18 protein-coding genes are annotated in these 22,079 nt (G+C 40.0%); 8 read left to right on the forward strand and 10 right to left on the reverse strand.

Annotated elements, in window-relative coordinates; all coding sequences use genetic code 11:
• The first annotated feature begins 268 nt into the window (after positions 1 to 268).
• On the forward strand, positions 269 to 943 hold the full coding sequence (locus H6G18_RS16135) for an ABC transporter ATP-binding protein (protein WP_190408116.1): 675 nt from the start codon (positions 269 to 271) through the stop codon (positions 941 to 943).
• Between the two features lie 74 nt (positions 944 to 1,017).
• Positions 1,018 to 1,746 carry a 16S rRNA (guanine(527)-N(7))-methyltransferase RsmG gene (rsmG, locus tag H6G18_RS16140; RefSeq protein ID WP_190408117.1) on the forward strand — a complete coding sequence of 243 codons (729 nt, stop codon included), beginning with the start codon at positions 1,018 to 1,020 and terminating at the stop codon, positions 1,744 to 1,746.
• Here the strand turns inward: rsmG and H6G18_RS16145 are convergent.
• Positions 1,731 to 5,198, reverse strand: coding sequence for a PAS domain S-box protein (locus tag H6G18_RS16145; protein ID WP_190408118.1), 3,468 nt, complete (start codon positions 5,196 to 5,198; stop codon positions 1,731 to 1,733). The genes rsmG and H6G18_RS16145 overlap by 16 nt on opposite strands.
• An 865-nt stretch (positions 5,199 to 6,063) precedes the next feature.
• Here H6G18_RS16145 and H6G18_RS16150 point away from each other — a divergent pair.
• Positions 6,064 to 7,731 (forward strand): MBL fold metallo-hydrolase, encoded by a 1,668-nt coding sequence (locus tag H6G18_RS16150; protein WP_190408119.1) that lies wholly within the window; start codon positions 6,064 to 6,066, stop codon positions 7,729 to 7,731.
• A 186-nt stretch (positions 7,732 to 7,917) separates the two neighbouring features.
• Here the strand turns inward: H6G18_RS16150 and H6G18_RS16155 are convergent, their stop codons facing one another.
• The 8 genes from H6G18_RS16155 to H6G18_RS16190 all read right to left on the reverse strand — a co-directional run bounded on the left by H6G18_RS16155 (position 7,918) and on the right by H6G18_RS16190 (position 13,292).
• Positions 7,918 to 8,229 (reverse strand): DUF6679 family protein, encoded by a 312-nt coding sequence (locus H6G18_RS16155; protein WP_190408120.1) that lies wholly within the window; start codon positions 8,227 to 8,229, stop codon positions 7,918 to 7,920.
• A gap of 212 nt (positions 8,230 to 8,441) precedes the next feature.
• A complete protein-coding gene (locus H6G18_RS16160) occupies positions 8,442 to 8,600 on the reverse strand; it encodes a hypothetical protein (RefSeq protein ID WP_190408121.1) in 159 nt (52 codons plus the stop codon).
• 165 nt (positions 8,601 to 8,765) lie between these two features.
• Entirely contained in the window at positions 8,766 to 8,981 is a 216-nt protein-coding gene (locus tag H6G18_RS16165) for a hypothetical protein (protein WP_190408122.1), read from the reverse strand.
• Positions 8,982 to 9,284: 303 nt separating this feature from the next.
• Positions 9,285 to 10,076: a Nif3-like dinuclear metal center hexameric protein gene (locus H6G18_RS16170; protein WP_190408123.1), complete on the reverse strand. Its 792-nt coding sequence runs from the start codon at positions 10,074 to 10,076 to the stop codon at positions 9,285 to 9,287.
• The gene (locus H6G18_RS16175) at positions 10,076 to 10,825 is read right to left on the reverse strand and encodes a hypothetical protein (protein ID WP_190408124.1); all 750 of its coding nucleotides are present in this window, start codon (positions 10,823 to 10,825) and stop codon (positions 10,076 to 10,078) included. Before H6G18_RS16175 ends, H6G18_RS16170 begins: the two co-directional genes overlap by 1 nt.
• 176 nt (positions 10,826 to 11,001) lie before the next feature.
• Positions 11,002 to 11,415 carry a secondary thiamine-phosphate synthase enzyme YjbQ gene (locus H6G18_RS16180; protein ID WP_190408125.1) on the reverse strand — a complete coding sequence of 138 codons (414 nt, stop codon included), beginning with the start codon at positions 11,413 to 11,415 and terminating at the stop codon, positions 11,002 to 11,004.
• 135 nt (positions 11,416 to 11,550) lie between these two features.
• Complete coding sequence (locus tag H6G18_RS16185) at positions 11,551 to 12,633, reverse strand: glycosyl transferase (RefSeq protein ID WP_190408126.1); 1,083 nt, start codon at positions 12,631 to 12,633, stop codon at positions 11,551 to 11,553.
• A gap of 311 nt (positions 12,634 to 12,944) precedes the next feature.
• Positions 12,945 to 13,292: a winged helix-turn-helix transcriptional regulator gene (locus tag H6G18_RS16190; RefSeq protein ID WP_190408127.1), complete on the reverse strand. Its 348-nt coding sequence runs from the start codon at positions 13,290 to 13,292 to the stop codon at positions 12,945 to 12,947.
• Positions 13,293 to 13,402: 110 nt separating this feature from the next.
• Between H6G18_RS16190 and H6G18_RS16195 the strand changes: the two genes are divergently transcribed.
• Positions 13,403 to 13,987, forward strand: coding sequence for a carboxymuconolactone decarboxylase family protein (locus H6G18_RS16195; RefSeq protein ID WP_190408128.1), 585 nt, complete (start codon positions 13,403 to 13,405; stop codon positions 13,985 to 13,987).
• 278 nt (positions 13,988 to 14,265) lie between these two features.
• Here the strand turns inward: H6G18_RS16195 and H6G18_RS16200 are convergent, their stop codons facing one another.
• Positions 14,266 to 15,444 carry an aminotransferase class V-fold PLP-dependent enzyme gene (locus H6G18_RS16200; protein WP_190408129.1) on the reverse strand — a complete coding sequence of 393 codons (1,179 nt, stop codon included), beginning with the start codon at positions 15,442 to 15,444 and terminating at the stop codon, positions 14,266 to 14,268.
• 181 nt (positions 15,445 to 15,625) lie between these two features.
• On the opposite strand from H6G18_RS16200, the gene H6G18_RS16205 reads away from it, so the two are divergent.
• The 4 genes from H6G18_RS16205 to H6G18_RS16220 all read left to right on the forward strand — a co-directional run bounded on the left by H6G18_RS16205 (position 15,626) and on the right by H6G18_RS16220 (position 22,045).
• Positions 15,626 to 17,110, forward strand: coding sequence for a TM0106 family RecB-like putative nuclease (locus H6G18_RS16205; RefSeq protein ID WP_190408130.1), 1,485 nt, complete (start codon positions 15,626 to 15,628; stop codon positions 17,108 to 17,110).
• Positions 17,111 to 17,203: 93 nt separating this feature from the next.
• A complete protein-coding gene (locus H6G18_RS16210) occupies positions 17,204 to 18,388 on the forward strand; it encodes an esterase-like activity of phytase family protein (protein ID WP_190408131.1) in 1,185 nt (394 codons plus the stop codon).
• Between the two features lie 473 nt (positions 18,389 to 18,861).
• Positions 18,862 to 20,466, forward strand: coding sequence for a serine/threonine protein kinase (locus tag H6G18_RS16215; RefSeq protein WP_190408132.1), 1,605 nt, complete (start codon positions 18,862 to 18,864; stop codon positions 20,464 to 20,466).
• A 46-nt stretch (positions 20,467 to 20,512) separates the two neighbouring features.
• Positions 20,513 to 22,045, forward strand: coding sequence for a serine/threonine protein kinase (locus tag H6G18_RS16220; protein ID WP_190408133.1), 1,533 nt, complete (start codon positions 20,513 to 20,515; stop codon positions 22,043 to 22,045).
• The last annotated feature ends 34 nt before the right edge of the window (positions 22,046 to 22,079 follow it).

Below are 22,079 nucleotides of genomic sequence, written 5' to 3' on the forward strand. Positions count from 1 at the left end.
TTGAAAAAGTTGTGTATGTTACTTAAAATACAAAAAATTTAGTTATAATTTGCGTGTGTCGCCAACAAAATAGCTCTTAAACTTAGACTTAAGTAAAAATGCTAAGTTCCCAAAATCACTGTAATTACTGCTTTTGGGCAATCTGTCACAATGGAACAGTCAGGATAATTCTTGCTGTTAGATAAATCTTTGGCGAATTTTCCCATTTCTCTAGTTGTAGTTAATCTTAGTTAGTGAGTTCTTTGCCAACTTTTGGTAATCTTAACAAATGCTCTATCTCCGAAATCTGACTTACCATCCCACCGCTTGCCCAACAGCAATCCTCAAATCCATTAACTTAGAACTACCTCCCCAAAAGCTGGGTTTGATTATCGGCCCAAGCGGTTCTGGTAAAAGTACTTTATTAGAAATTTTATCTGGACTAGCCGAACCAACTTCTGGTGCAGCCCTCTGGCGAGAACAAGAACTCATAGCCGAACAGTTACAACAATTGGCTGGGTTAGTATTTCAGTTTCCAGAACGACACTTTTGCGGTGGCACTATTTTAGAAGAATTACGTATAGGGCATCCCGAATTAGGGATAGAGAGAGTTAGGCAAGCATTAAGTGAAGTAGGCTTAGAACATTTATCCCTCTCTGCTGCACCTTACGCCTTGAGTGGCGGTCAACAACGACGGTTAGCTTTAGCAGTACAATTAATTCGCCAACCCAATATATTATTACTAGACGAACCGACAGCAGGCTTAGATTGGTCAATGCGTCAGCAATTAGTAAATTTATTAGCGAAACTCAAACAAGACTGGACACTATTAGTAGTAACACATGATGCTGGTGATTTGTTGGCGATCGCTGACCGTTGTTGGACACTCAAGCACGGCGAACTCATATCTGTGGATCCAGCGACACTAGAAGCCAAAGCCAAGGAACCACAACCTGCGGCGTGAGAAGAGGCAGGGGAGCAGGGGAGCAGGGGGCAGTGGAGCAAAAACTATTAGCAACTGACAACTGACATCGACTAATGACTAACTCATTGCCAGAAATTTGGCAGCAAACTCTCAATTGGCAACCTACTGACTCACAGCAGGCGCAATTTCAGCAGCTTTATGAATTGATTCTAGAAGGTAATCGTCAGTTAAATTTAACTCGCATCACTGAACCTCAAGAATTTTGGGAAAAACATTTGTGGGATTCGCTGCGAGGAATTGCGCCACAGCAACAATTTATCCCATCGTTACAAGTGGGTGCATCTGTGATCGATATTGGTACAGGTGCAGGGTTTCCTGGCGTTCCTGTGGCAATCATTGCACCTAATTCTACAATTACCCTTGTAGATTCAACGCGGAAAAAGATTACTTTTATTGAGAAAATTTTGAGCGAACTTGCTCTAACTAATGCTAAAACTCTGGTTGCAAGAGCTGAAGAAATTGGTCAACAACCAGAACATCGACAAAAGTATGATGTCGCTTTAATCCGCGCGGTTGGTACGGCTTCAGCTTGTGCAGAATATACTTTACCTTTATTAAAGCAAGGTGGTTTAGCAGTAATTTATCGGGGTACTTGGACAGACGAAGAAACAACAGCTTTAGAAAATGCTGTAAATCAGTTGGGTGGCGCAGTTGAATTAGTGGAAAAGTTTACGACTCCTCTAACTAACAGCATCCGTCACTGCCTGTACTTGCGGAAGGTAGGAACCACATCAGCAAATTTTCCGCGTGCTGTTGGCGTACCCAGTCAAAAGCCCTTGTAGAGTAAACTGGCAATTGCTTGTACCAAATCTTTGGGGTCTACTGGTTTAGATAGATGTCGTTGAAAGCCTGCGGCTATAGCCTTTCGTTGATTAAATTCTCCTGGATATGCACTCAGAGCGATCGCCGGAATTTGTCCACCTTGTTCTGATGACCAAGCTCTTACTTGCTGCATCAACATATACCCATCCATATCAGGCATAGCAATATCGCACACCAGTATATCTAATGGGCTTTGTTTCAAAACTTGTAATGCTTCGATAGCTGATGCTGTTGCTATCACCTCAGCACCAGATTGTTGAATTAAGTAAACTACTAAATCTCGTATATCTGCTTCATCATCAACTACCAGAACGCGCACACCATGCAAATTGCACAAATTTTCTGGGAGAATTTCATTTTGCTGAGAGTTGGGTTGGCGATTCACCTGTGGTAATTTGACGGTAAATGTTGCACCCTGATTTTCTCCCAGACTTTGGGCATAAACTCTGCCACCGTGCATTTCCACAATATGACGTGCGATCGCCAAACCTAATCCTAAACCACCAAACTTACGTGTTGTCGCACTATCTGCTTGTCGGAATATCTCGAATACGTAAGGCAAAAATTCTTGACTAATTCCCTGACCGGTATCGCTGACTTGAAGCTGTGCATAATTACCAGTAGATTCTAGTTTAATAGTTACTTGACCGCCTTCTGGCGTAAACTTCACTGCATTAGATAGTAAATTCCAGACTACTTGTTGCAGACGGCCTGCATCACCGAGAAAAGGACTGACCCCAGGAGTAAATTCGGTAAAAATTTGAATTGATTTAGCTTCAGCCGCTAACCTGAATGTTTCCTTGGCTGCTTCAATAATTGTAGGAAAATATACATGAGAAAGATTAAGTGTAAATTTACCTTGCAAGATCCGAGAAATATCTAATAAATCTTCGACTAGTTGGGTTTGTAATTTGGCATTGCGCTCAATTGTTTCTAAGGCGATCGCCGCTTTCTCTGGCTTGAGCTTGCCAGCCCGCAACAAGTTTGTCCAACCAATAATAGGATTGAGGGGAGTCCGCAACTCATGGGATAAAACGGCCAGAAATTCATCTTTAATTCGACTGGTGACTTCTGCTGCTTCCCGTGCTGCTTGTTCCCGTTGTAGTAATTCTTCCCGTTCTACTTCTACTTGCTTGCGTTCACTGATATCCAGGATAATTCCTACAAAACGCTCAACTTCCCCCTGGTAATTGCGAATGACTCGCCCTTTCGATGCTAACCAAAGTATAGTGCCATCCTGACGCAGAATGCGGTATTCATCATAGTATTCCTCACCTTGGGTAAACACAGCTTCTACAGCCTGCATTGTGCGATCGCGATCGTCAGGATGGATAAAATCTAGCCAAGAGCGAAAACCTGGTTTATTAGTACCTCGTTCTAACCCCAACAAATCCCAGATACCTTCCGACCAAGATACCTGATTCGTTTGCACATTCCAATCCCAAGTACCAATTTTGGCTACTCGTTGCGCTAGTCTTAGTCTTTGCTCACTCTCTCGCAGTGCTTGCTCTGTTTGCTTATGTCCGCTAATATCGCGGGAGACAGCAACGACACCTTCAATCAGCTGCTCTGGATTATGCAGGGGTGTGAGAATATATTCGTAGTAATGGAGTCCTTCTGGAGTCTGGTAGCTATTTTCGGCTTTAATCGGTTGTCCTGTTTGGATTACTGCTTCTCTTTCAATGTCCAGCAGATTCAGCATTTCTAAGCTGTTTGCGGGTAAATTCAGTTCTCGCCAAGTCTTACCCACCATTTCTTCAGGGGTTAATCCCAGAATAGCTGCGCCACCCCCACTCACATATTGATAACGACCAAGTAAATCAAATATATAGATGTGATCAACCGAGGCGGAAAGAATGGCCTGTAATACATTTGCCTGGTGTTGAATTTGGGTGAGTAAGTGACGCGTCTTTTCCTCTACCTGTTTACGCTCTGTGATATCCAAAAATGCAGCCACTGCACCTCTAGATTTGTCTAAATTATCTACTAGGGGAGCAGCATAACCAAACAAATTAAATATTCTGCCGTCATCTCTAACAAGATCAACTTCAGTTCCTTTGACTTCCGTTTTATGAATAGCAGCATATCGCAAAGGAAATTCTTCGGGAGGGAGTTCTTGACCTTCTCGTAATAACTTGTATGACGAACAAAACGTATCAAGTAGGGTGTCAGAAATATTCGTTCTTGGTTCAAGACCCAAAATTTGAGCAAAAGCTGGGTTGGCTCTAACTTGTTTAAATTCCGGGTCTTGGGTGATGAGAATGCCAATTGGAATTAACTCAAACAAAGTTTTCATATCTTGGTTGAGAGATGCGATCGCCATCTCTCTCGCTGCAAGTGCTATTGCCATCTCATCAATCGCACGAGCCAATTTCCCAAGCTCTCCTGATGTATGAGCAATTTCGCTACGTGCATTCAGTTGACCACTACCCAAAGTTTGCGCTGTTCGCACCAAAGATTGCACTTGGCGGATCAGGAAAACATTTCCACCCACCCAAGCAGCAACTAATGCCAAGATTGTTACAGTACCTAACCCAAGCAAATTACTAACTAATAGCCAGTTAGCATGGTCAAGCACAACCGCCACAGGAACACCGACGCTGATATAAGCATCAGGATTAAAAGGGTCGTCACCTAACGGTACAAATGCAAATATCCTGCGGACACCATCCAGACCAGTGATTTCACATACACCTTCACCACCAGTCGTTTTCATTTGAACAAAAGCATCCTGTGGTAAAGACTTACCCAACCACTTTTCTGCTTCAGGATAACGGACTAAGAGTATTCCCTTTTGGTTAACAACACTTAATACCGCGTCTTCTGGCAATTGTACCTGAGCTGCTAACTGATTCCACTGGTCTAAATCAAGGGCAGCCATGACTACAGATTGCACTTGATCAACTTTGTTGAGGACAGGGAAAGCGAAGCTAACAGTTGGTTTTTTGGTGATGCGACCGATTTGATAGTCTCCTACTACAAACTTGTGGGTTTGCAAAGCACTTTTAAAATAGCTACGGTCTGTAACATTCACTCTGCCGGAATAAGTTATACCACTGCAAATAATATTTCCTTGAGTATCAATCACTGCAAGGTTGCCATAAGTAGGATACTGTTGGAGGAGATCAGCTAGTAATTGATGACAATCTGGTGAGTTACCCTGACGAATAATTGGCATCTGTGCCAATACCGTGAGCAGTTGACGAGTTCCCTCGACCATTTGCCTTTGGTTGTTAGCAGCTAATCTTACTAGCCGTAGCGTGTTTTCTTGCGCTTCAGTGATGGCGGCACGTCTTTGTTCGGAAGCAGAATAGAGAATTAGTCCTAATGCGGGAATGACCGCTAAGAGGACGAGAAGTAATAAACGAGTGCGAAGGCTGGATAGGAATGAGCAATTTAACCAGGAAGGCATTATATTTTTTAACTTAGTCCGCGATCGCCTATTTACTATGGTGGCGTTGCCAGCTTGGACTATTCTTTTGCAGGCAAAAAGTTATCGTTAATATCTATCGCCAGTGGAGCATATCATGTTGTAGATTCTAGCTGTCATCTACCAAATGATGCAAAAATTTATGCCCTCAAGAGGGATTTTGGTCAAAGATTTCCTCAAAATTAAAGCAATCCTCAGTCCAAGATACAGATGGGGCTTTATACGACCAAATCCGAGCTTTACCAGAAGAACAACAATTACGATCCTCACTTTGTAACGCCATATTGCATAAATAGACAGGGGATACCAAAAAGCTCTACAATCTGATTGATTGTGGTAAATTTACCTATTGCTCAATCAACCCAAGCATAGTAAAGATTTTCTAGCAATTTTGCTAGGTTGGAAAATCACGCTATTAATATAAGTAAGTCTTAGTTAGAGAGTGACGACCAATGGACGTAAAACTGATTTTAGTTGGTTTAACTGTAATATTTACTATTTCGTGCCTATTTTTTGGGACGAAAAATGGGTTTTATGATACGGATAACTATCATGGCAATGGCTCTGCCCATTGAAAGAGGTCTGGTTGCTAGCAGTAGGCAGTCAGAGCTTCGGTCTACCACAAATGCAAGAGGCAAATTCTCTTAGTCCCCAGTTTAATGGATTGTTGTCACCCAACTTTTACGAACCGGTGCGGGTTCGTAAGAGGTGTCCTCCCCAATCAAAAATCTATATTCTTCAGGTTTAGGGGCGCACTACCAAAATTACCCCCTGACGACAAAACCAAAATCCTTGTGAATCTTGGTTTTTCGGATAAGTCTATGATGCGGTTGGAGGGGAGCAAAGCATGAGGGATAATTTGTCAGCATATTCCAGTATTGATACGGGGGAAGCAGCCACTGAACTAGAATGTTTTCCCTACAGTGTCCAGCACCATGATGAAGGTGTGTGTTTACTAGTAAGGATGGGGCCGCACCGCATCCTGTTGGATTGTGGTTTAGAAGATATTTCATCCTTGCAGAAGGGTTTAACTCAATTACCAAAGCCCAGCACTTCACCTTTACCAGCCGATTTAGTCTTAGTTACTCATGCTCATCCCGATCATGCAAGAGGGTTACTGGCACTACATCAAGCTTTTCCTAATTTACCTATCTATGGCAGTGAAGTAACCAGTAAGTTGCTGCCTTTAAATTGGTTAGACCGCAACCCTGAAGAAATTCCCCAGTTTTGCCACGCCTTACCATTGCGATCGCCTGTAGAACTACAAGATGGGTTGGTTGCAGAAATATTTCCCGCCGGACACTTACCAGGAGCAGTGGCAATTCTGCTGACTTACACTACAGAGCAGCGTTCTTACAAGTTACTCTACACAGGGGATTTTTTCCTATCTAACTCACGGTTAGTAGAAGGTTTGCGATTAGAAGAATTGCGCGGTACAGATTTAAATGTGTTGATTATAGAAGGGACTTATGGCACATCCCGACACCCCCACCGCCGCAACCAAGAAAACCAACTAGCCGAGAGAATTAATCGTGCAATAAGCGATCGCTGTTCTGTCCTTCTCCCTACTCCGGCTTTAGGCTTAGGACAAGAATTGCTGATGCTGTTGCGTTCTCATCACCATTTCACAGGTAGGGATTTGGATATTTGGGTTGATGGCGCTGTTGCTGTTGGCTGTGATGCTTACTTGGAACTTTTACCGCACCTCCCCGCATCAGTACAAAACTTCGCCCGCCATCAACCTTTATTTTGGGATGAGCGCGTCCGTCCCCGTGTGCGGCGCTTGCAGCCAGAAAATCGTAGTAGTGTGGGTAAATCTCCCTGTATTGTCCTCACCGATTCCACAGCTGATTTAGAGCAGTACTGTCAATCAGAAACCGGGCCTTGGCTGATCTTATTGCCAGAAAAAATTGATATAAAAGTTAATAAAAAATACTCAGCCCCCACCACAGTAGAAAGTTATCTGCTGGCTCAACACAGCGATGGGCCTGGAACTACCCAGTTAATTCATAATTTACGCCCCCAGCACGTCGTTTTTGTTCACGGTTCCCCTGCATACCTAGCAGATTTAACCTGCTTAGAAGAGTTGCAAAACCGTTATCACATCCATTCACCGGCGGCTGAAACTTTAGTAGAACTGCTAATAGGCGAGACTTTTTTACAACCAGCGCCCCCAGAAACAAATTATGAAGGCGAACTAACAGAGTTAGGGACGGTTGTCACAATTACTATCCCCGAAGCTATCACTGGTGATTCTCGGTGGAGAGAATTTGCTGACACTGGTTTAATTGAAGCTCGTTGGCAGGGAGAAGAACTGGTATTGAGGGGATTAACCCAAAGAGAACTGCTAAATCAAAATAGCGATCGCAACATACCTCCCGACCTTAATTGCTGCGGTACTTGTCGCCATCAACGCGGACAGCGCTGCTGGAATCCTGCTTCGCCGCTATATAACTTTAGAGTCACGTTAGAAGGCCACTGTCCTGCTTTTGAGCGCCTATCGAATGGTGAATAGAGGGAGGGGCAGAGAACAGGAGATATAGAGTATCTATAAAATAACGAATCCTGAGCAGGATGTATTACTCAGGATTCAGGATGTGGTTAGCAGGGAGTGGGGAGTTGCGATTAGGCTGGTGTAGGAAAGCAAAAGGGAAATATTGTTGTAAATTTCTCCCCCTTGCTCCCCTGCTCCCTGCCTTAATTATTCAGGATTGGAATCTGGGTAATGGTTACGAATACGCTCGGCTTCTGGACAATCTTCAGTCATCAGGGGTTCTATATTACTGCGTGAGACTGAGGCTAGTTTTTGAGTGACAGCGCCGATACTTTCGAGACGAACCATCTCTTCCCAAGAGCAAACTTCGTCTTCTTCGTCTGTTTCATAGCGTAGGGTCACTAAGTCTCCCTCTATATCAATGATGCGGGCGCGTTCTATCCAGCGTTGCTGGTCCCGCAAGAATACACATACCTCGCGCCCATCGCAACACAATTGATAAATCTTGCGGTGTAGCATGTACTGCTTCTGCCTTTTTAAACAACGTAGTTAAACCTTGAAAAATCTGGGTTTTATCCCAATTAAACAACACCCTAAAGATGTGAGGAACTTGGTTCAGAATCAGTGTGTCTTTTGACCATACCCAAGAACTAACTTATTGTCAGTCTTAGGGGAATTTTTGGTCATAAACTGGTAGTTACTGATCAAAATTTTACCTCTTTCAGGGTGATTCAGCGAATGTTTGCTTCATAGAAGTCAAACAATTCCGGTGTTGTTTTCACCAAGCGAATAGTTTCTGATAAGTCCTGCTTACCATTATGTAATAATAAATACTCCAAAACAAGCGATGATTGCGGTTGTTTAATTTGCCTACTTGTAATCATTGGCATTGCTGAGAAGCCTGGGGATTCGGCTTGACGTTTACCCCTACGTGTTTGATCTTAACTCATTCTCAGGCTGACCTTCATGTTTTTCAACAACAATGGCACAAAGTTATGAGTTGAAGATTTTTGCTTGATGCCGTAATATCCTCTGCGCGCAAGAATTTGGTAGTCTTAGCAAGATTTAAACTTTGAAAGAGATTCTATCAGGAGTTGCGAAGACGCTTCTCGTTTAATTTTTCCTGTACTAACGGCATCATATAAAGATGCTAGAGATGGCAAATCTTCCTGCTGATAGCACCTAGTAACCAGCACTTGATGGAGTAGACCTTCAGATTCAACACTAAGATAACCAGTTTGAAAAGCAGATTCAACAAGTGCGCGAATCATCTTGTTTTAGGTAGAGTAAGCAGTTTGTCATCTCCAGTTTGGAATAATTTACACTTTACCTAATTGATATAAAACAGCCAATACTAGTGATACTGGCTGGTATTTTAAGTGATATAGATCACACTAATGATAAAAACACAGTTTATGTAACAATCATGGCTAAACTCCTAATAATTATATAGATTGGGTAACAGCAATTTAATGTTACCAAAATAAAATTTTATTCATGTATTTTTACGCAAGTTTTAAAGAAAAATAAGATACTACATAACATTTAATATTTTATGACTTCCCTCTGATTCCTTATCTCCCAAAAAACTGGCGGAAATCTTCATCCTTGTTGCTCAATTGCACCCAATCTAGATTTAAAGACCGAAATTTTTGTACTAAGCGATCGCAAGCAGGGCGTTCAGTTGCATAATGTCCAGCGTCGATTAAAATCAAACCGTGATCGCGGCTTTCTTGAAACTGATGGAACTTGCAGTCAGAAGTCAGATAAGCTTCAGCACCAGTTTTGGCTACCGCCGAAATAAAACTTGCCCCCGAACCACCCAACACAGCCACCCGTGAAATTATCTGTTGTAAATCAGCAGTGGGGGAAAAAATTAAATCGGGAGGAGCCAGACTGGTTTTAATTACTGTCAGTAGGTCTTGTAAAGTTAAAAATGGCTCTAGTAAACCGACACGCCCATAACCTATTCCGTCTTGAGTATGGACTATGGGAGCAACATCTTTGAGTCCTAAAATTTGCGCCAAAACGTCAGCTGTTCCATCCTCTACTTGGTCGAAGTTGGTGTGAGCGCTGTAGACACCGATATTGTGGGTAAATGCTAACCGTGCCATTTCTGCGATCGCTTCACCACGACGTAGAGACTTGGGAGGGCTGAAAATCAGGGGATGATGGGCGAAAATTAGATTGGCTTGGAGAGCGATCGCCTCTTCCATTACCGCTAAAGTTGGTGTTAGACAGATCAGAACTTTAGCCTCGTCGTGCAACACCCCCGGTTCAATTTGCCAACCGCAATTATCCCAACTTTCGCACCAAGCAGGATTCGCCCAAGATTCAAACCAAGTAATTAAATCAGCAATCTTCATCAGTGTCTCTGTGGTTGAATATTTAATTTTAATGCTAATTGCTGGCGCATTTCCTGAAAAGGTTGATTCCATATAGGAGTAGCATTCCAACTCCATGCTGGTACTGGAATCAGTTTTTCTTGGGCAAGATGAGTGAATAATAAGTATTCATCTTCTGGTTCACGGGAGAAAGTAAAAGGATTGCGAAAGCCTGTTGCACACAACTTATAAGATTGGGAACTACCTTGATGAATACGTTGCCGCAATTCTTCACTTTTATCTAACAAATAATCAAGAAAAATTAGACTAAAAGGCTCTATTTTTACACGATTGCTTGGGTCTTTTTGTACCCACCTTGCCCACTCAAACCCATAAATAAAATCATGGACATAGCGAAATTTTATTTCGCTTTGACCGCCAAATAAATCTGTTAAAAACACCATTCTGTGTCCAAAATTTTCTAAAAAAGCAATAGCACCATCTTTTCTTTGTAAAGCCTGTTTCAACATACTGCTAACCATAAAATCAAAATCCCAGAAAATATTTTCTGGGAAGTTTTGCAACTGAGCGCAGATGATAAGTTTCAATGTATCAATTATGGCAGTAATTAATTCAATATCTGTAGTTTCTTTCGTAATTAGATGCCCTAATTCCACAAAGCTAGTCATGATTGTTTTTTGGGGATTGAGAGTTAATAACTTCACTGAATTATGGGTTAGTATTTCATCAAGTAGTTGGAAATTATTAATCGGTGCTATGTGTTGCTTCATCCTATTAAATTAGCCTAAGTGACTATAAATAAATATAATTTTATATCCGCAATTATATGTTTTTTTAAAAAATATTAAATAAATTTAATTTTTCTATTGACAATTTAATATAATTCACAAGATACCCGACTCCTTTGAGAAACCGGGTATTTTATCTTGCCCATAAATCATGGTTACTATTGTGAAATATGCACAACTAATTCTCTGACATGACTGCGTTGACGATGTTCCCAAACATATATTCCCTGCCAAGTCCCCAACACCAAATGACCGCGATTTATCGGGATATTTTCAGAAGTGTGAGTTAAAGCTGTGCGAATATGTGCTGGCATATCATCAGCACCTTCAGCATCATGAATATATTGCCCTGATTCTGGCACAAGTTTTGCCATATAGTTAGCTAAATCTACAAGTACATCAGGGTCAGCATTTTCTTGAATTACTAAACTAGCAGAAGTGTGGCGTAAAAATAAAGTACAAAGACCAGTTTCTACACCTGATTCTGCGACTATGGATTCAATTTTAGCGGTAATATTGTGAAATGATTTACCGTTAGTAGAAACTCTGAGTAATTTTTGGTAGTGTGCCATACTGTGGGTTATTTTTGATATGAATAAATTTTATTTGTCTTTCTAATTCTTTACGTATATCTTCGATAGCTAATGCTAAAGTTTTCGTGTCTATTTCTAAAAATGCCATATTCAACTGATATTTTGGCGGCTCATTTATTGAGACTGTAAATAATTGATAATAGCTTGTGCGATCGCCACATTTCCATCCTTAGCAATTGGTTGAGTTTGTTTTGGTGGTTGTGGTACTTGATGGAGAAAATCCCAATTTCCTTGGAAGAATTGCTTTGGTGTCAAAATTTGATGGGAATTGTAATTAGTTATACCTTCTAATAACAAAGCAGCTTCTGCAAAATCATCGCGGGGAATAGTTACTAGGGGTGCATCTAGTAGAGTCGCTTCTGCAAATGTGCTAAAACCAGGCTTAGAAACAATTCGTCCACAGATAGGCATAAAATCCACAGGACGATATTTGCGATCGCTAATTTTGATTAAATTAGATAAATCAGGGGCAGAATTATCAAAAACGATAAATTGCCAATCGGGAAAATTCTTAAGGTTGTCGTAAGGAATTTGTTGTAAACCTAGACCACCGAAGGTTAATAAAATAGTTTTATCTTTAGGTGCAGTGATACCCCAAGTAGAACGGATTTCCTCAGCAGAGTAACGAGGAGAGCCACCAGTTAAACCCACATCAGTAATATTAGGGAAAGCTTGTAAAGGTTCGTGGAAGGGTAAACGAAACAGGCGATCGCACTGAGAATAACACTCACTAATCCAATCAGCAATAGCTACAAATTCCCCTCCCCAACTACGGTAGATAAAATCCCAGCCGAAATTACTCATCATCCAGCAAGGAATACCTGCGGCTTTCGCAAATAAAGGCGCAAGAAAAGGAATATCAGCCAATATAAGATGCACTCGATTTTGGCGGATGAAATTGACTTCCGAAGCAATCAAAGAATTTTGCTGTTTCTTAATCTCCAACAACTTCCCTAAAGTCGCATCTTTATCCATATTCAAGCTATCTGACTGCACCACACCCAAGTCAAAAGCGCGCTGACGATGGATAAAATCACCTTCTACGTAGCACTCCAGCAACCACCGGGGTGCGGTAGTCACCATAATTAAGAGAATTTCTGGACACAACTTTTGAATTGTCGCCGCCACTGAGGCTGTACGTGTAGCATGACCGAAGCCGTGGTTTGTAATGGCGATGTATAGAATGGGGCGTTTCATAAAATTATAGTTGGTAGCATTGCATATAGAAAAAATGGTTTGCTTCCGGCTTACCAGGTGTTGATCTGACCAATGCTCAAGGCTTAAATAGAATTAAATTTATACAGTACAACTAAAAATTAGACAATTACTTATAAAGTTTGGCATAAGTAAGAAACAGAGTTAAGAAAAATTTTATTACTCTGCTAGAAAGCTTGACTTATAAGGATTATATAAGCCAATTTGTCGTAACTTCCTTGCTCGGTTGTGGCTCAATCTGGTTACTGAGAGTATATTTTCTCCAAATCGTTTCAAGGTTATCCATAGAGCAATTATTGTCCATTTTTAAATTTGTTTTGTAAGGCTTCAATCCGAGCAAGGATCTCAGTAAACTCCTGACCAAATGCAGTTAAGTGATACTCAACGCGGGGAGGAATTTCTGAATAAGTTAATTTCTCTACAATTCCGAATTGAACTAGTCTCGTCAAACATTCATTTAGTACTTTTGTTGTCAACCCCTTCTTGGTTTTTATCAACGCACTAGGACGATTTATTCCGCAACGAATTTGTGCGAGAAGATGAATTGTCCATTTACATCCAAGACAATCCTCAAACATCGCGCTCAAGCCAAATGGGGAGTTGGAAGAAATTTTTGAGTCTTCTTTAGCTGATGATTTCATATTTGTAACTAAAAAGTACCTACCGTACTAAAAAGTATCCGCTTGAAGTTTAGCTAGAAGTTTTTTATTTTGGCTGATGAAGTGCAAGCAATAAGGAGAAGTGTTGAACAATGGCAATATTCCAAATTCACGATGAAAAAACTGCACCAGAGGCTTCTCAGCCATTACTTGAGCAAGTCCACAAGAATTTCGGCATGATTCCGAATTTGGAAAGAGTCATGGCTGAGTCATCTGCCTTGCTTGAAGGATATGTTCACCTTTGGAAGCTATTTGATACTACGTCATTATCTCCCATCGAACGTCAGGTTGTTTATCAAACAGCTAACTTTGAGAATCAATGTGAATATTGTGTTCCCTGGCATACCAGACTTTCGCAACTCGCGGGTATGGCGGAGAACGATATTGAGGCACTTAGACAGGGGACAGAATTGGCAGACCCGAAGCTTGAAGTCTTGCGGCGATTTACTAAGTCTTTGATCTTAAATCGAGGAAAGGTAGCAGAAGCCGAATTAAAGGCATTTTTCTCTGTGGGCTATTCTGCTCAACAGGCACTTGAAGTGATCTTAGGAATTGCAGTTAAGACAATGAGCAATTATACAAACTCCATTGCAGGCACACCTTTAGATAAAGCAGTCGAGAAGTTGAGATGGAAAAAGCCAATTATCTCAATGCAAGCAAACATGGATACGGTGTAGGCGCGGTCGAAGTGTTGCAGTGAACGGAATCAAGACCTGGCAGTGGTGATGCCAAAATTACTCACTGCCGCCGAACATGACCGTTATGCGCTTTTCTTATTTGTGCGGATGTGAGATAGATAACTCATACTTTTTTATTTATCTAGCCACAACCGCGCAATAGAGATGCGCAGTCGCACTTGTCGTAAACCTTGAAAAATTGAAGTTTTCTCTCCAGATAGTAAGAAACCATTCCACTGTGTTTCTTACTGTCCACCTTCTTGACCAATAACTAATGACTAGACTGAAAACCTAGCTACAGCTTCAACCAGTTGGTCGATTTCTGATTCTAGTGTTAAATAATGAACGGTAGCACGAATACAGCTAGGGTCGGCGATTGTCCGGGTTAATATATTTTGTGAGTCGAGAAATTGCACCAACTTCAAGGGTGGGTTTTGGTTGAGTTGGAAGGAGACAATACCACTTTCCGGTGGTGAATTTCGCAAACATTTGACATCAGGTAACGCCGTCAAACTGCGCCAGAGGTATTCGCTATTGTGGCAAATTTGGGCGTAACGTTCTTGTGGTGTTCCCCATTGTTGATGAGTGGCGATCGCTTCTTTTAACCCCAGGTACAATGGATAAGCTAGGGTAGATACTTCATACCTGCGTCCGTCTGGTTTCCAGCCTTGAGGTTGGGCTTGATTGTCAACAATAATTCCATACAAGCCGATAAATGTAGGGTTGAGGTTTTCCCTAACCTCTGGTCGTACATACAAACCGCCTACACCCTCAGGGCCGCATAACCATTTATGACCGGTGAAAGCGTAAAAATCTACCCCCAATTCGGTTAAATTCAGGGGTAAAGCTCCTACAGACTGGGCAGCATCAACCAGTAAGAAAGAGTTATTATTTCTGCATACCTCGACAATTTTATCTAAAGGTAGGACTTGCCCAGTATTCCAGAATACATGACTCAATACTACCAAGCGAGTATTTGGACGTAGGTTTTGAGCCAGAATCGCTACCGGATCGCCTGTATTTAAAGTAGCTTTGAGGGGACAAATAGTCACTTCTACCCCAAAGCGGCGGCTTATTTCCTGGGTAGCAGCAATTACCCCTGGATGTTCGCAGTCTGATAGTAAAAGGTGGTCTCCTGGTTGCCAAGGGATGCCCCAAAGAGCGATATTACAGCCAACGGTGACATTATCTGTAAATGTGATTGTATCAGAGGAGGTGTTTAATTCCCAGGCGATCGCTTCTCTCACAGCTTGAGTTTGTGTGGTTATCCAGCTACCAGCCTCATTCCCAAAAGGGCCGATTTGTTGGATATAAGCTAAAGATTGGGTGATAGTATCCATTGCCCCTTGAGGCATCGGCCCCTGTCCACCATAGTTAAAATAAGTCTTATTAGCCAAAGCTGGGAACTGTTCCCGATGGCAATGCAACCTAGTTTGTAAAGTAGAAATAGTAGTCATAGACAATTTAGAATGCAAAATAGTTATTAGTCATTAGTCCATAGTCAACCGTCCATAGTCAACCGTCACTATTCAATTTTGGATTTGCTGTCTTCCTAGCGGACGCAGCGCAGCGAGTATTTTAAATTGTTCAATCCAAAATCTAAAATCTAAAATTCCTCAGTCCCTAATCCTCAAATGAATGCTAATTAATGCTGAACACCTGCTGCAATACCAACGCTGTAAGCGCCGTCCTGTTTTAGATATTTACAATGATAGAAGCCAGCGAGATGCGCCTAGTGAATTGTTGCTCAAACTGCAACAAGACAAATATGCTCATCAACACAGTATTTTGGCTCAATTTGCCTATCATCAACCAGATTATCCAAAACCGAATTGGGAAGCAGGGCAAGCCGCCACTATAGAATTGATGCAGCGTGGGGTTGAGTATATTTATCAAGGAGTGTTGTTAGCTAATTACAACGAATTAATAGAGATAGATGATACAAAATATACCTGTCTTAGCCGTCCTGATTTGCTGATAAAACAGCCCGGACAGTCTATATTTGGTGATTGGATGTATGAACCAGTGGATATAGAACTGGGTAAGCGTCCCAAGCAGGAATATCAAGTAGTCACAGCCTTCCACACCCAAGTATTAGCAAAGGTACAGGGAGTTCAACCACAGACGGCTTGGTTAATGTTGCGGGGTAAAGACACACCTTATGCAGTGGATTTATTTAAGTGGATTCCTCAAATGCAGGGAATTTTACAAGAATTTATTCAAGCTTTAGAGTCAGAGAATGCACCAGAAGTATTTATTGCCCGTCAGAAGTGTAATCTTTGTCTTTGGCACAGTCAATGTTATGCGATCGCTCAATCTCAGCAACACCTCTCCCTGTTACCCGGAGTGACACCCATCCGTTACACCCAACTCCAAAACCTCGCCATCACCAGCGTCGAATCTCTCGCCAATACAAGTCCTACTATTTTAGAAAATCTTGTCGGTTTTGATACGGAAGTTGCAGCCAAACTCGTAGTGCAAGCCCAATCAGTCATAGAAAGACAACCTCTGATTTTACCGTTCCCACAGCCCAAGATAAATATTAATATCAACGCCCCTGTAGAACTTTACTTTGATATTGAAGCTCAACCAGACTTAAATCTAGATTATCTTTTAGGGGTTTTAGTCGTTAACAAGCAAACCAACACTGAAGAATTTTATTCTTTTGTCGCTGAAAAACCATCACAAGAAGAACTGATTTGGCGACAATTTCTAGATTTAGTGTGGCAATATCCTGAAGCGCCAATTTACCACTTTTGTGTATACGAACTAGATACAGTCAAACGTTTAGCAAAACTGTATCGCACACCTTACACCTCAGTACATCCAGTATTAAATAGATTTGTTGATATTTATGAACACTTAACCCAAAGTGTGGTTTTACCGATAGAAAGTTATGCCTTGAAAGCCATTGCTCGATGGCTGGGGTTCGAGTGGCGTGATAAAGAAGCCAGTGGTGCTAAGTGTATATACTGGTATGATCAATGGTTAGAAACAGGCGATCGCGCCTTACTAGACATCATTATCCGCTATAACGAAGATGACTGTCGCGCCACTCGCAGCGTCAAAGACTGGTTAGCCAATTTCCTGCAAGACAAGTATCATTTACGACGTGTTGGTTAAAAGTTTGTAGTCAGGACTTTAGTCCTAAAAAACCTTATGTCTTAGTAGTGAAAAATAATAAACCACTAAGATAGCAACACAGAAGCGGAAAACATGAAAATAACTAGAAAAATATTAAATTGGCAATCATTTATTTTCTTTACTATTGGAATTTTAATGACTAGTTTCTTCGTCACTAATGTAGCTACAGGTGCAGTAGAAATTAGTAGTATAGAATTTATTGGACAAGCAACTTTACCAAAAAAATTATCTTTTCAAAAAACTGAAGTAGGTGGATTATCAGGAATTACCTACGATGCCAGTAATGACCTTTACTATGCTATTTCTGATGATAGGGGACAAAAAGCACCTACGCGTTTTTACACCCTCAAAATTGATTTAAGTAAAGGCTCTTTACAAAATGGTAGCGTTACTCCTGTCGGTGTAACCACTTTATTAAAAGAAAATAGTCAAACTTTTCCTCCTGGGGAAAGCGACACAGAAGGAATTGCTGTTACGCAAGCAGAAACAGTCTTCATTTCTTCTGAAGGTGATGTAAATAGATTAATTTCTCCCTTTATTAAAAAGTTTTCCTTATCCTCAGGTAAAGCAATTAAAACATTACCTATACCAAATAAGTTTTTACCTGATAAAAATGGTAAGCAAGGTATTCGTAATAATTTAAGTTTTGAAAGCCTGAGCATTACACCCGATAATCAATATTTATTTACAGCTACAGAAAATGCTTTAATTCAAGACGGGCCAGCAGCTCAACCTGATATTGGCAGTCCTTGCAGAATTTTGCAATATAACTTACAAAACAATCAACCAGAGAAAGAGTTTCTCTACCAAACAGAACCTGTATCCTCATTTTTTAATTTAACAGGTAGATTTGCTAGTGGATTACCAGATTTACTTGCTCTAGATAATCAAGGTCACTTCCTGAGTATAGAACGGTCTTTTGCAGGTTTAGGATTTGGTGTTTCTTTATTTCAGGTTTCCCTAGAAGGCGCTGATAATATCCAAAATATAGATAGCTTGTTAGCAATCGACGCTAAAAATATCAAACCAGTGCGGAAAAAACTACTCTTAGATTTAAGAACCTTAGATGTAGCGCTAGATAACATAGAAGGTTTAACCCTTGGTCCTCAGCTACCTAATGGACAAAAAGCCTTAATCCTGATTAGTGACAATAATTTTAATTCCATACAACGCAGCCAAATTCTGGGATTTCAACTCAAAATAGAATCACCCCTAATCAGGTTCTTACGACGAATAGTACCAAATTTAAACCGCTAATATTTCTAAAAAAATACATATAACATTTGTTAAGTACAAGAAGTATACCCTAGTAGTTTATGTCATGAATTTTGAGAATAAAATTTGTTTGTATTAGTCACGCAGCATTTTATTTATAGAGATAAATTTATTCTTTACATTCTCAGCACTGAAGTGCTTACTACTAAGCTATCAAAACTTCTGACTGCAAATTCCGATTATATAGTTGGGATTTGTCGGTATATTTACTGTTGATTTTCGCTAAATTTATTCATTCAAATCAGGGATTAAGTGAATTTCCTCATATCTTTTGCTGAGTTGTTATGTTACATAATATTTAAGAGATTTTGCATAAACTTTTGCAGAATTTTCGATAAACAAAAAACTAATTTTTAGAACGAACAAGCAAGTCTATAAAAGTTGAAAATTTATCTAAATTCAAATTAAGTGTTAATTCGATCAACCATTTATTCGATAGCGTCACATTACCAGGTATGGTAAATCCAAAAACAGAACCAGATGTTTATATTGGAAAATTCTTAAACAATCGCTATTTAATAATAGATTTGATTGGCAAAGGAGGAATGGGGAGAGTTTACCTAGCAGAAGATGCTGCTAAAGGTGGTAAACAAGTAGCCTTGAAAATTCTCATGTTAAATTTAGTAAATCAACATATATCTCAACGGTTTGGCAGAGAGATTTTTATTGGCGCTCAATTAGGGCGTAAAAGTAAAAATATTGTCCGCGTATTGAGTTATGGAATGACTGATGAGAGAACTCCTTTTTATGTGATGGAGTATCTCCAAGGAAAAAACTTAAAACAGATATTAAAAGTTAAGCCATTAGCGATAGAGCAATTTTTAGATATTTGCTATCAAATTTGTTTAGGTTTACAGTGCGCTCACCAAGGCATTAGCCTTAAAGGTGAGATATATCCAGTTGTGCATAGAGATATCAAACCAGAAAATATATTTATTACTGAAAATAGTAAACAAAAGGAAAATGTTAAAATTTTGGATTTTGGGATTGCCAAATTTTTAACAGAACGCAGTGGAATGACACTCACAGATTCATTTATCGGTAGTTTACCTTATTGTTCACCAGAACACATGGAAGGACGTAAGCTACTTGATGTGCGATCTGATATTTATAGTTTAGGAGTACTAATGTTTGAAATGCTAACAGCAAAACATCCATTTCAAACACAAAGTAATTCTTTTGGTAATTGGTATCAAGCCCATCGTTTTCAAGTACCACCTACATTTGTCGAAGTAGATAGACAATTAAAAATACCTCAAGAATTGCAGGATTTAGTAACAAATTGCTTGGCGAAAGAAGTGAGCGATCGCCCACAGAATATTAAAGAAATAATAGCAGTATTAGAACAAATTAAACAGCAAATTGAGCAGCCTAATTCTAGTAGTAATGATATTTGGGAAACTCTACCTACAGTTCAATTAGTACCTATAACTTCTATTACTGAAAAAGAATGTTTACAGAAAATCTGGCCAAAAAACAAGCCAGTGGATCTAATTGGATTTCCTCATCTTTTATATACTAGTCAAGGGCTTATTCCCACTTTTTGGGCAATGTTACCTAAACAGGAAATAGCCCAGTTTTTATCTAAAAATCACAGCATTGAATTTATTAATAAAATTAACGTCTATCCAATGATATTGTGGGTAACCGTACTATACGATATTCAGATATCTCTCATCAGATGGTTATCTTATTTTATAGATTTACAAGAAACTAGAGGGCAAAAAATAGTCAAAGTTTTAGCAGAAACAGGATATTATCATCTACTATTATTTGCTATAGAAGAACCGACGAACTGTCCTCAGGTTGTCACTTTAACTCTCTCCGCTAAACAACGTCAACAACTTACAGACTGGCTAACCACCAAAGAAGATATCCAATCAACGGAATTAGTGGCTGCTGAACAAGCTAAAAATATACTAAAAACTGAGTATGAAAAAATAAAACTAGAGATTTTACATAATTTAGCAGTCAATAAACCGCAAGAACAAATAGAAATAAAAAATTGGTTTTCTAAAATAATTGATAAAGTTTTACAGATTTTCAAGCATTATCAATAATTGACATTTTATTGTGTCAAAAGCTGCCATAGGAGAGGTTGTAAAAGTGAATCAAAGTGCATTTGCATCTCCACACAGTACAGGATTAATTGCCAATCGTTATCAACTGCAAAAATTGATTGGTATAGGTGGTATGGGTGAAGTTTTTTTAGCAATTGATATTTTATTAGGAGGAACACCAGTTGCCATCAAATTTTTGACTCAGACTGTATGCGATCCTAAAATTCAAAAAGACTTTGCCCGTGAAGCACTCATGAGTGCAGCCCTAAGTCAAAAAAGTTTACATATTGTACGAGCTTATGATTATGGTGTTAGTGACACAGGGAAACCTTTTTATGTTATGGAATACCTCAACGGCAAAAGTTTAAAGGATTTACTTCCCTTACCATTGCCTAAGTTTGTGCATCTCACCCGCCAGATTTGTTTGGGTTTACAGTGCGCCCATCAAGGTATTCAAATCGATGGTAAAGTTTACCCTTTAGTACATCGAGATATCAAACCAGCAAATATATTCGTTATTCCTGATCCAATATTAGGACAGTTAGTTAAAATTCTCGACTTTGGTATCGCTAAATTTTTAAATCATACAGTTACATTTAGTACAAATAAAGGTTTTAATGGTACTCTACCTTACTGTTCACCTGAGCAATTAGAAGGAGAAACTTTAGATAGTCGCTCGGATATATATAGTCTGGGTGTAATGATGTTTGAAATGCTCACAAAAGCTAAACCTTGGCAACCAGAAACAGATTTTTTTGGGGCTTGGTATAAAGCACACAATTTTGAAAAGCCACGAGCGATCGCCGATGTTCAACCCCAACTAAAACTCCCGACACAACTCAACAAATTAATCATGGCTTGTTTAGAAAAAAAAGCCAGCGATCGCCCACAAAATGTTGGAGAAATATTGCAAATCATTGATAGTCTAGAACAGTCCCACTGTGCTAGTTTTCCGACAAATTTACACTCTTCATCAACTCCTAAATTACCCTTAGGCTCAGAGCTAATATACTCCTTACAAAACCAATCTAGCCAACTTACTTGGCCTCCAGATAAACCCATACAAGAAATTGTTTTTCCCCAACAAATAAACACACATCAAAAAACTTTAGCCACACTCTGGCTGATGTTACCAACCAAAAAAATTCAGCAGCGTGCAAATTCTCAAATTTACAACCGCTTTATCTTTGTCACGTCACCCCACCCCATGCTTTTATGGGTGACACTACTTTACAACCAAGAATTAGCTCCTAAGTGGCTACCTTGCTACTTAGATATGCAAAATCCCCATAACCGCCGCTTGGTTTTATCCTTAGCTGACAATGAAAGCTACCCTCTCATTTGCTTCACCCTAGAATCACCCCATATCTGTATTCAGGTTCTCAGCAGCGACATTGAACCCAGTCAAAGGCAAAAATTGAAAATCTGGGTAGAACAAAGTCAAAAACTTCTCCCGACTTCTCAACCTCATTTAAGTAAAAACTTGCTCAAGCAGCAGTATAAACAAACCCAATCCCAAATGCTCCAGCATTTGTCATCTACGCGCCAGATGGAAAAACTAGCCAAAAGAATCAGTTAAAGTCTGAGGCAAAGAAAAAATTTCATCAACAAGG

This window comes from Anabaena subtropica FACHB-260 (genome assembly GCF_014697105.1).
Classification (GTDB): Bacteria; Cyanobacteriota; Cyanobacteriia; order Cyanobacteriales; family Nostocaceae; genus Trichormus; species Trichormus subtropicus.

Bases quoted from the DNA above. Each gene is read 5' to 3' on its own strand.
- H6G18_RS16135 (WP_190408116.1), top strand. From the start codon at position 269: ATGCTCTATCTCCGAAATCTGACTTACCATCCCACCGCTTGCCCAACA.
- rsmG (WP_190408117.1), top strand. From the start codon at position 1,018: ATGACTAACTCATTGCCAGAAATTTGGCAGCAAACTCTCAATTGGCAA.
- H6G18_RS16145 (WP_190408118.1), bottom strand. From the start codon at position 5,198: ATGCCTTCCTGGTTAAATTGCTCATTCCTATCCAGCCTTCGCACTCGT.
- H6G18_RS16150 (WP_190408119.1), top strand. From the start codon at position 6,064: ATGAGGGATAATTTGTCAGCATATTCCAGTATTGATACGGGGGAAGCA.
- H6G18_RS16155 (WP_190408120.1), bottom strand. From the start codon at position 8,229: ATGCTACACCGCAAGATTTATCAATTGTGTTGCGATGGGCGCGAGGTA.
- H6G18_RS16160 (WP_190408121.1), bottom strand. From the start codon at position 8,600: ATGCCAATGATTACAAGTAGGCAAATTAAACAACCGCAATCATCGCTT.
- H6G18_RS16165 (WP_190408122.1), bottom strand. From the start codon at position 8,981: ATGATTCGCGCACTTGTTGAATCTGCTTTTCAAACTGGTTATCTTAGT.
- H6G18_RS16170 (WP_190408123.1), bottom strand. From the start codon at position 10,076: ATGAAGATTGCTGATTTAATTACTTGGTTTGAATCTTGGGCGAATCCT.
- H6G18_RS16175 (WP_190408124.1), bottom strand. From the start codon at position 10,825: ATGAAGCAACACATAGCACCGATTAATAATTTCCAACTACTTGATGAA.
- H6G18_RS16180 (WP_190408125.1), bottom strand. From the start codon at position 11,415: ATGGCACACTACCAAAAATTACTCAGAGTTTCTACTAACGGTAAATCA.
- H6G18_RS16185 (WP_190408126.1), bottom strand. From the start codon at position 12,633: ATGAAACGCCCCATTCTATACATCGCCATTACAAACCACGGCTTCGGT.
- H6G18_RS16190 (WP_190408127.1), bottom strand. From the start codon at position 13,292: ATGAAATCATCAGCTAAAGAAGACTCAAAAATTTCTTCCAACTCCCCA.
- H6G18_RS16195 (WP_190408128.1), top strand. From the start codon at position 13,403: ATGGCAATATTCCAAATTCACGATGAAAAAACTGCACCAGAGGCTTCT.
- H6G18_RS16200 (WP_190408129.1), bottom strand. From the start codon at position 15,444: ATGACTACTATTTCTACTTTACAAACTAGGTTGCATTGCCATCGGGAA.
- H6G18_RS16205 (WP_190408130.1), top strand. From the start codon at position 15,626: ATGCTAATTAATGCTGAACACCTGCTGCAATACCAACGCTGTAAGCGC.
- H6G18_RS16210 (WP_190408131.1), top strand. From the start codon at position 17,204: ATGAAAATAACTAGAAAAATATTAAATTGGCAATCATTTATTTTCTTT.
- H6G18_RS16215 (WP_190408132.1), top strand. From the start codon at position 18,862: ATGGTAAATCCAAAAACAGAACCAGATGTTTATATTGGAAAATTCTTA.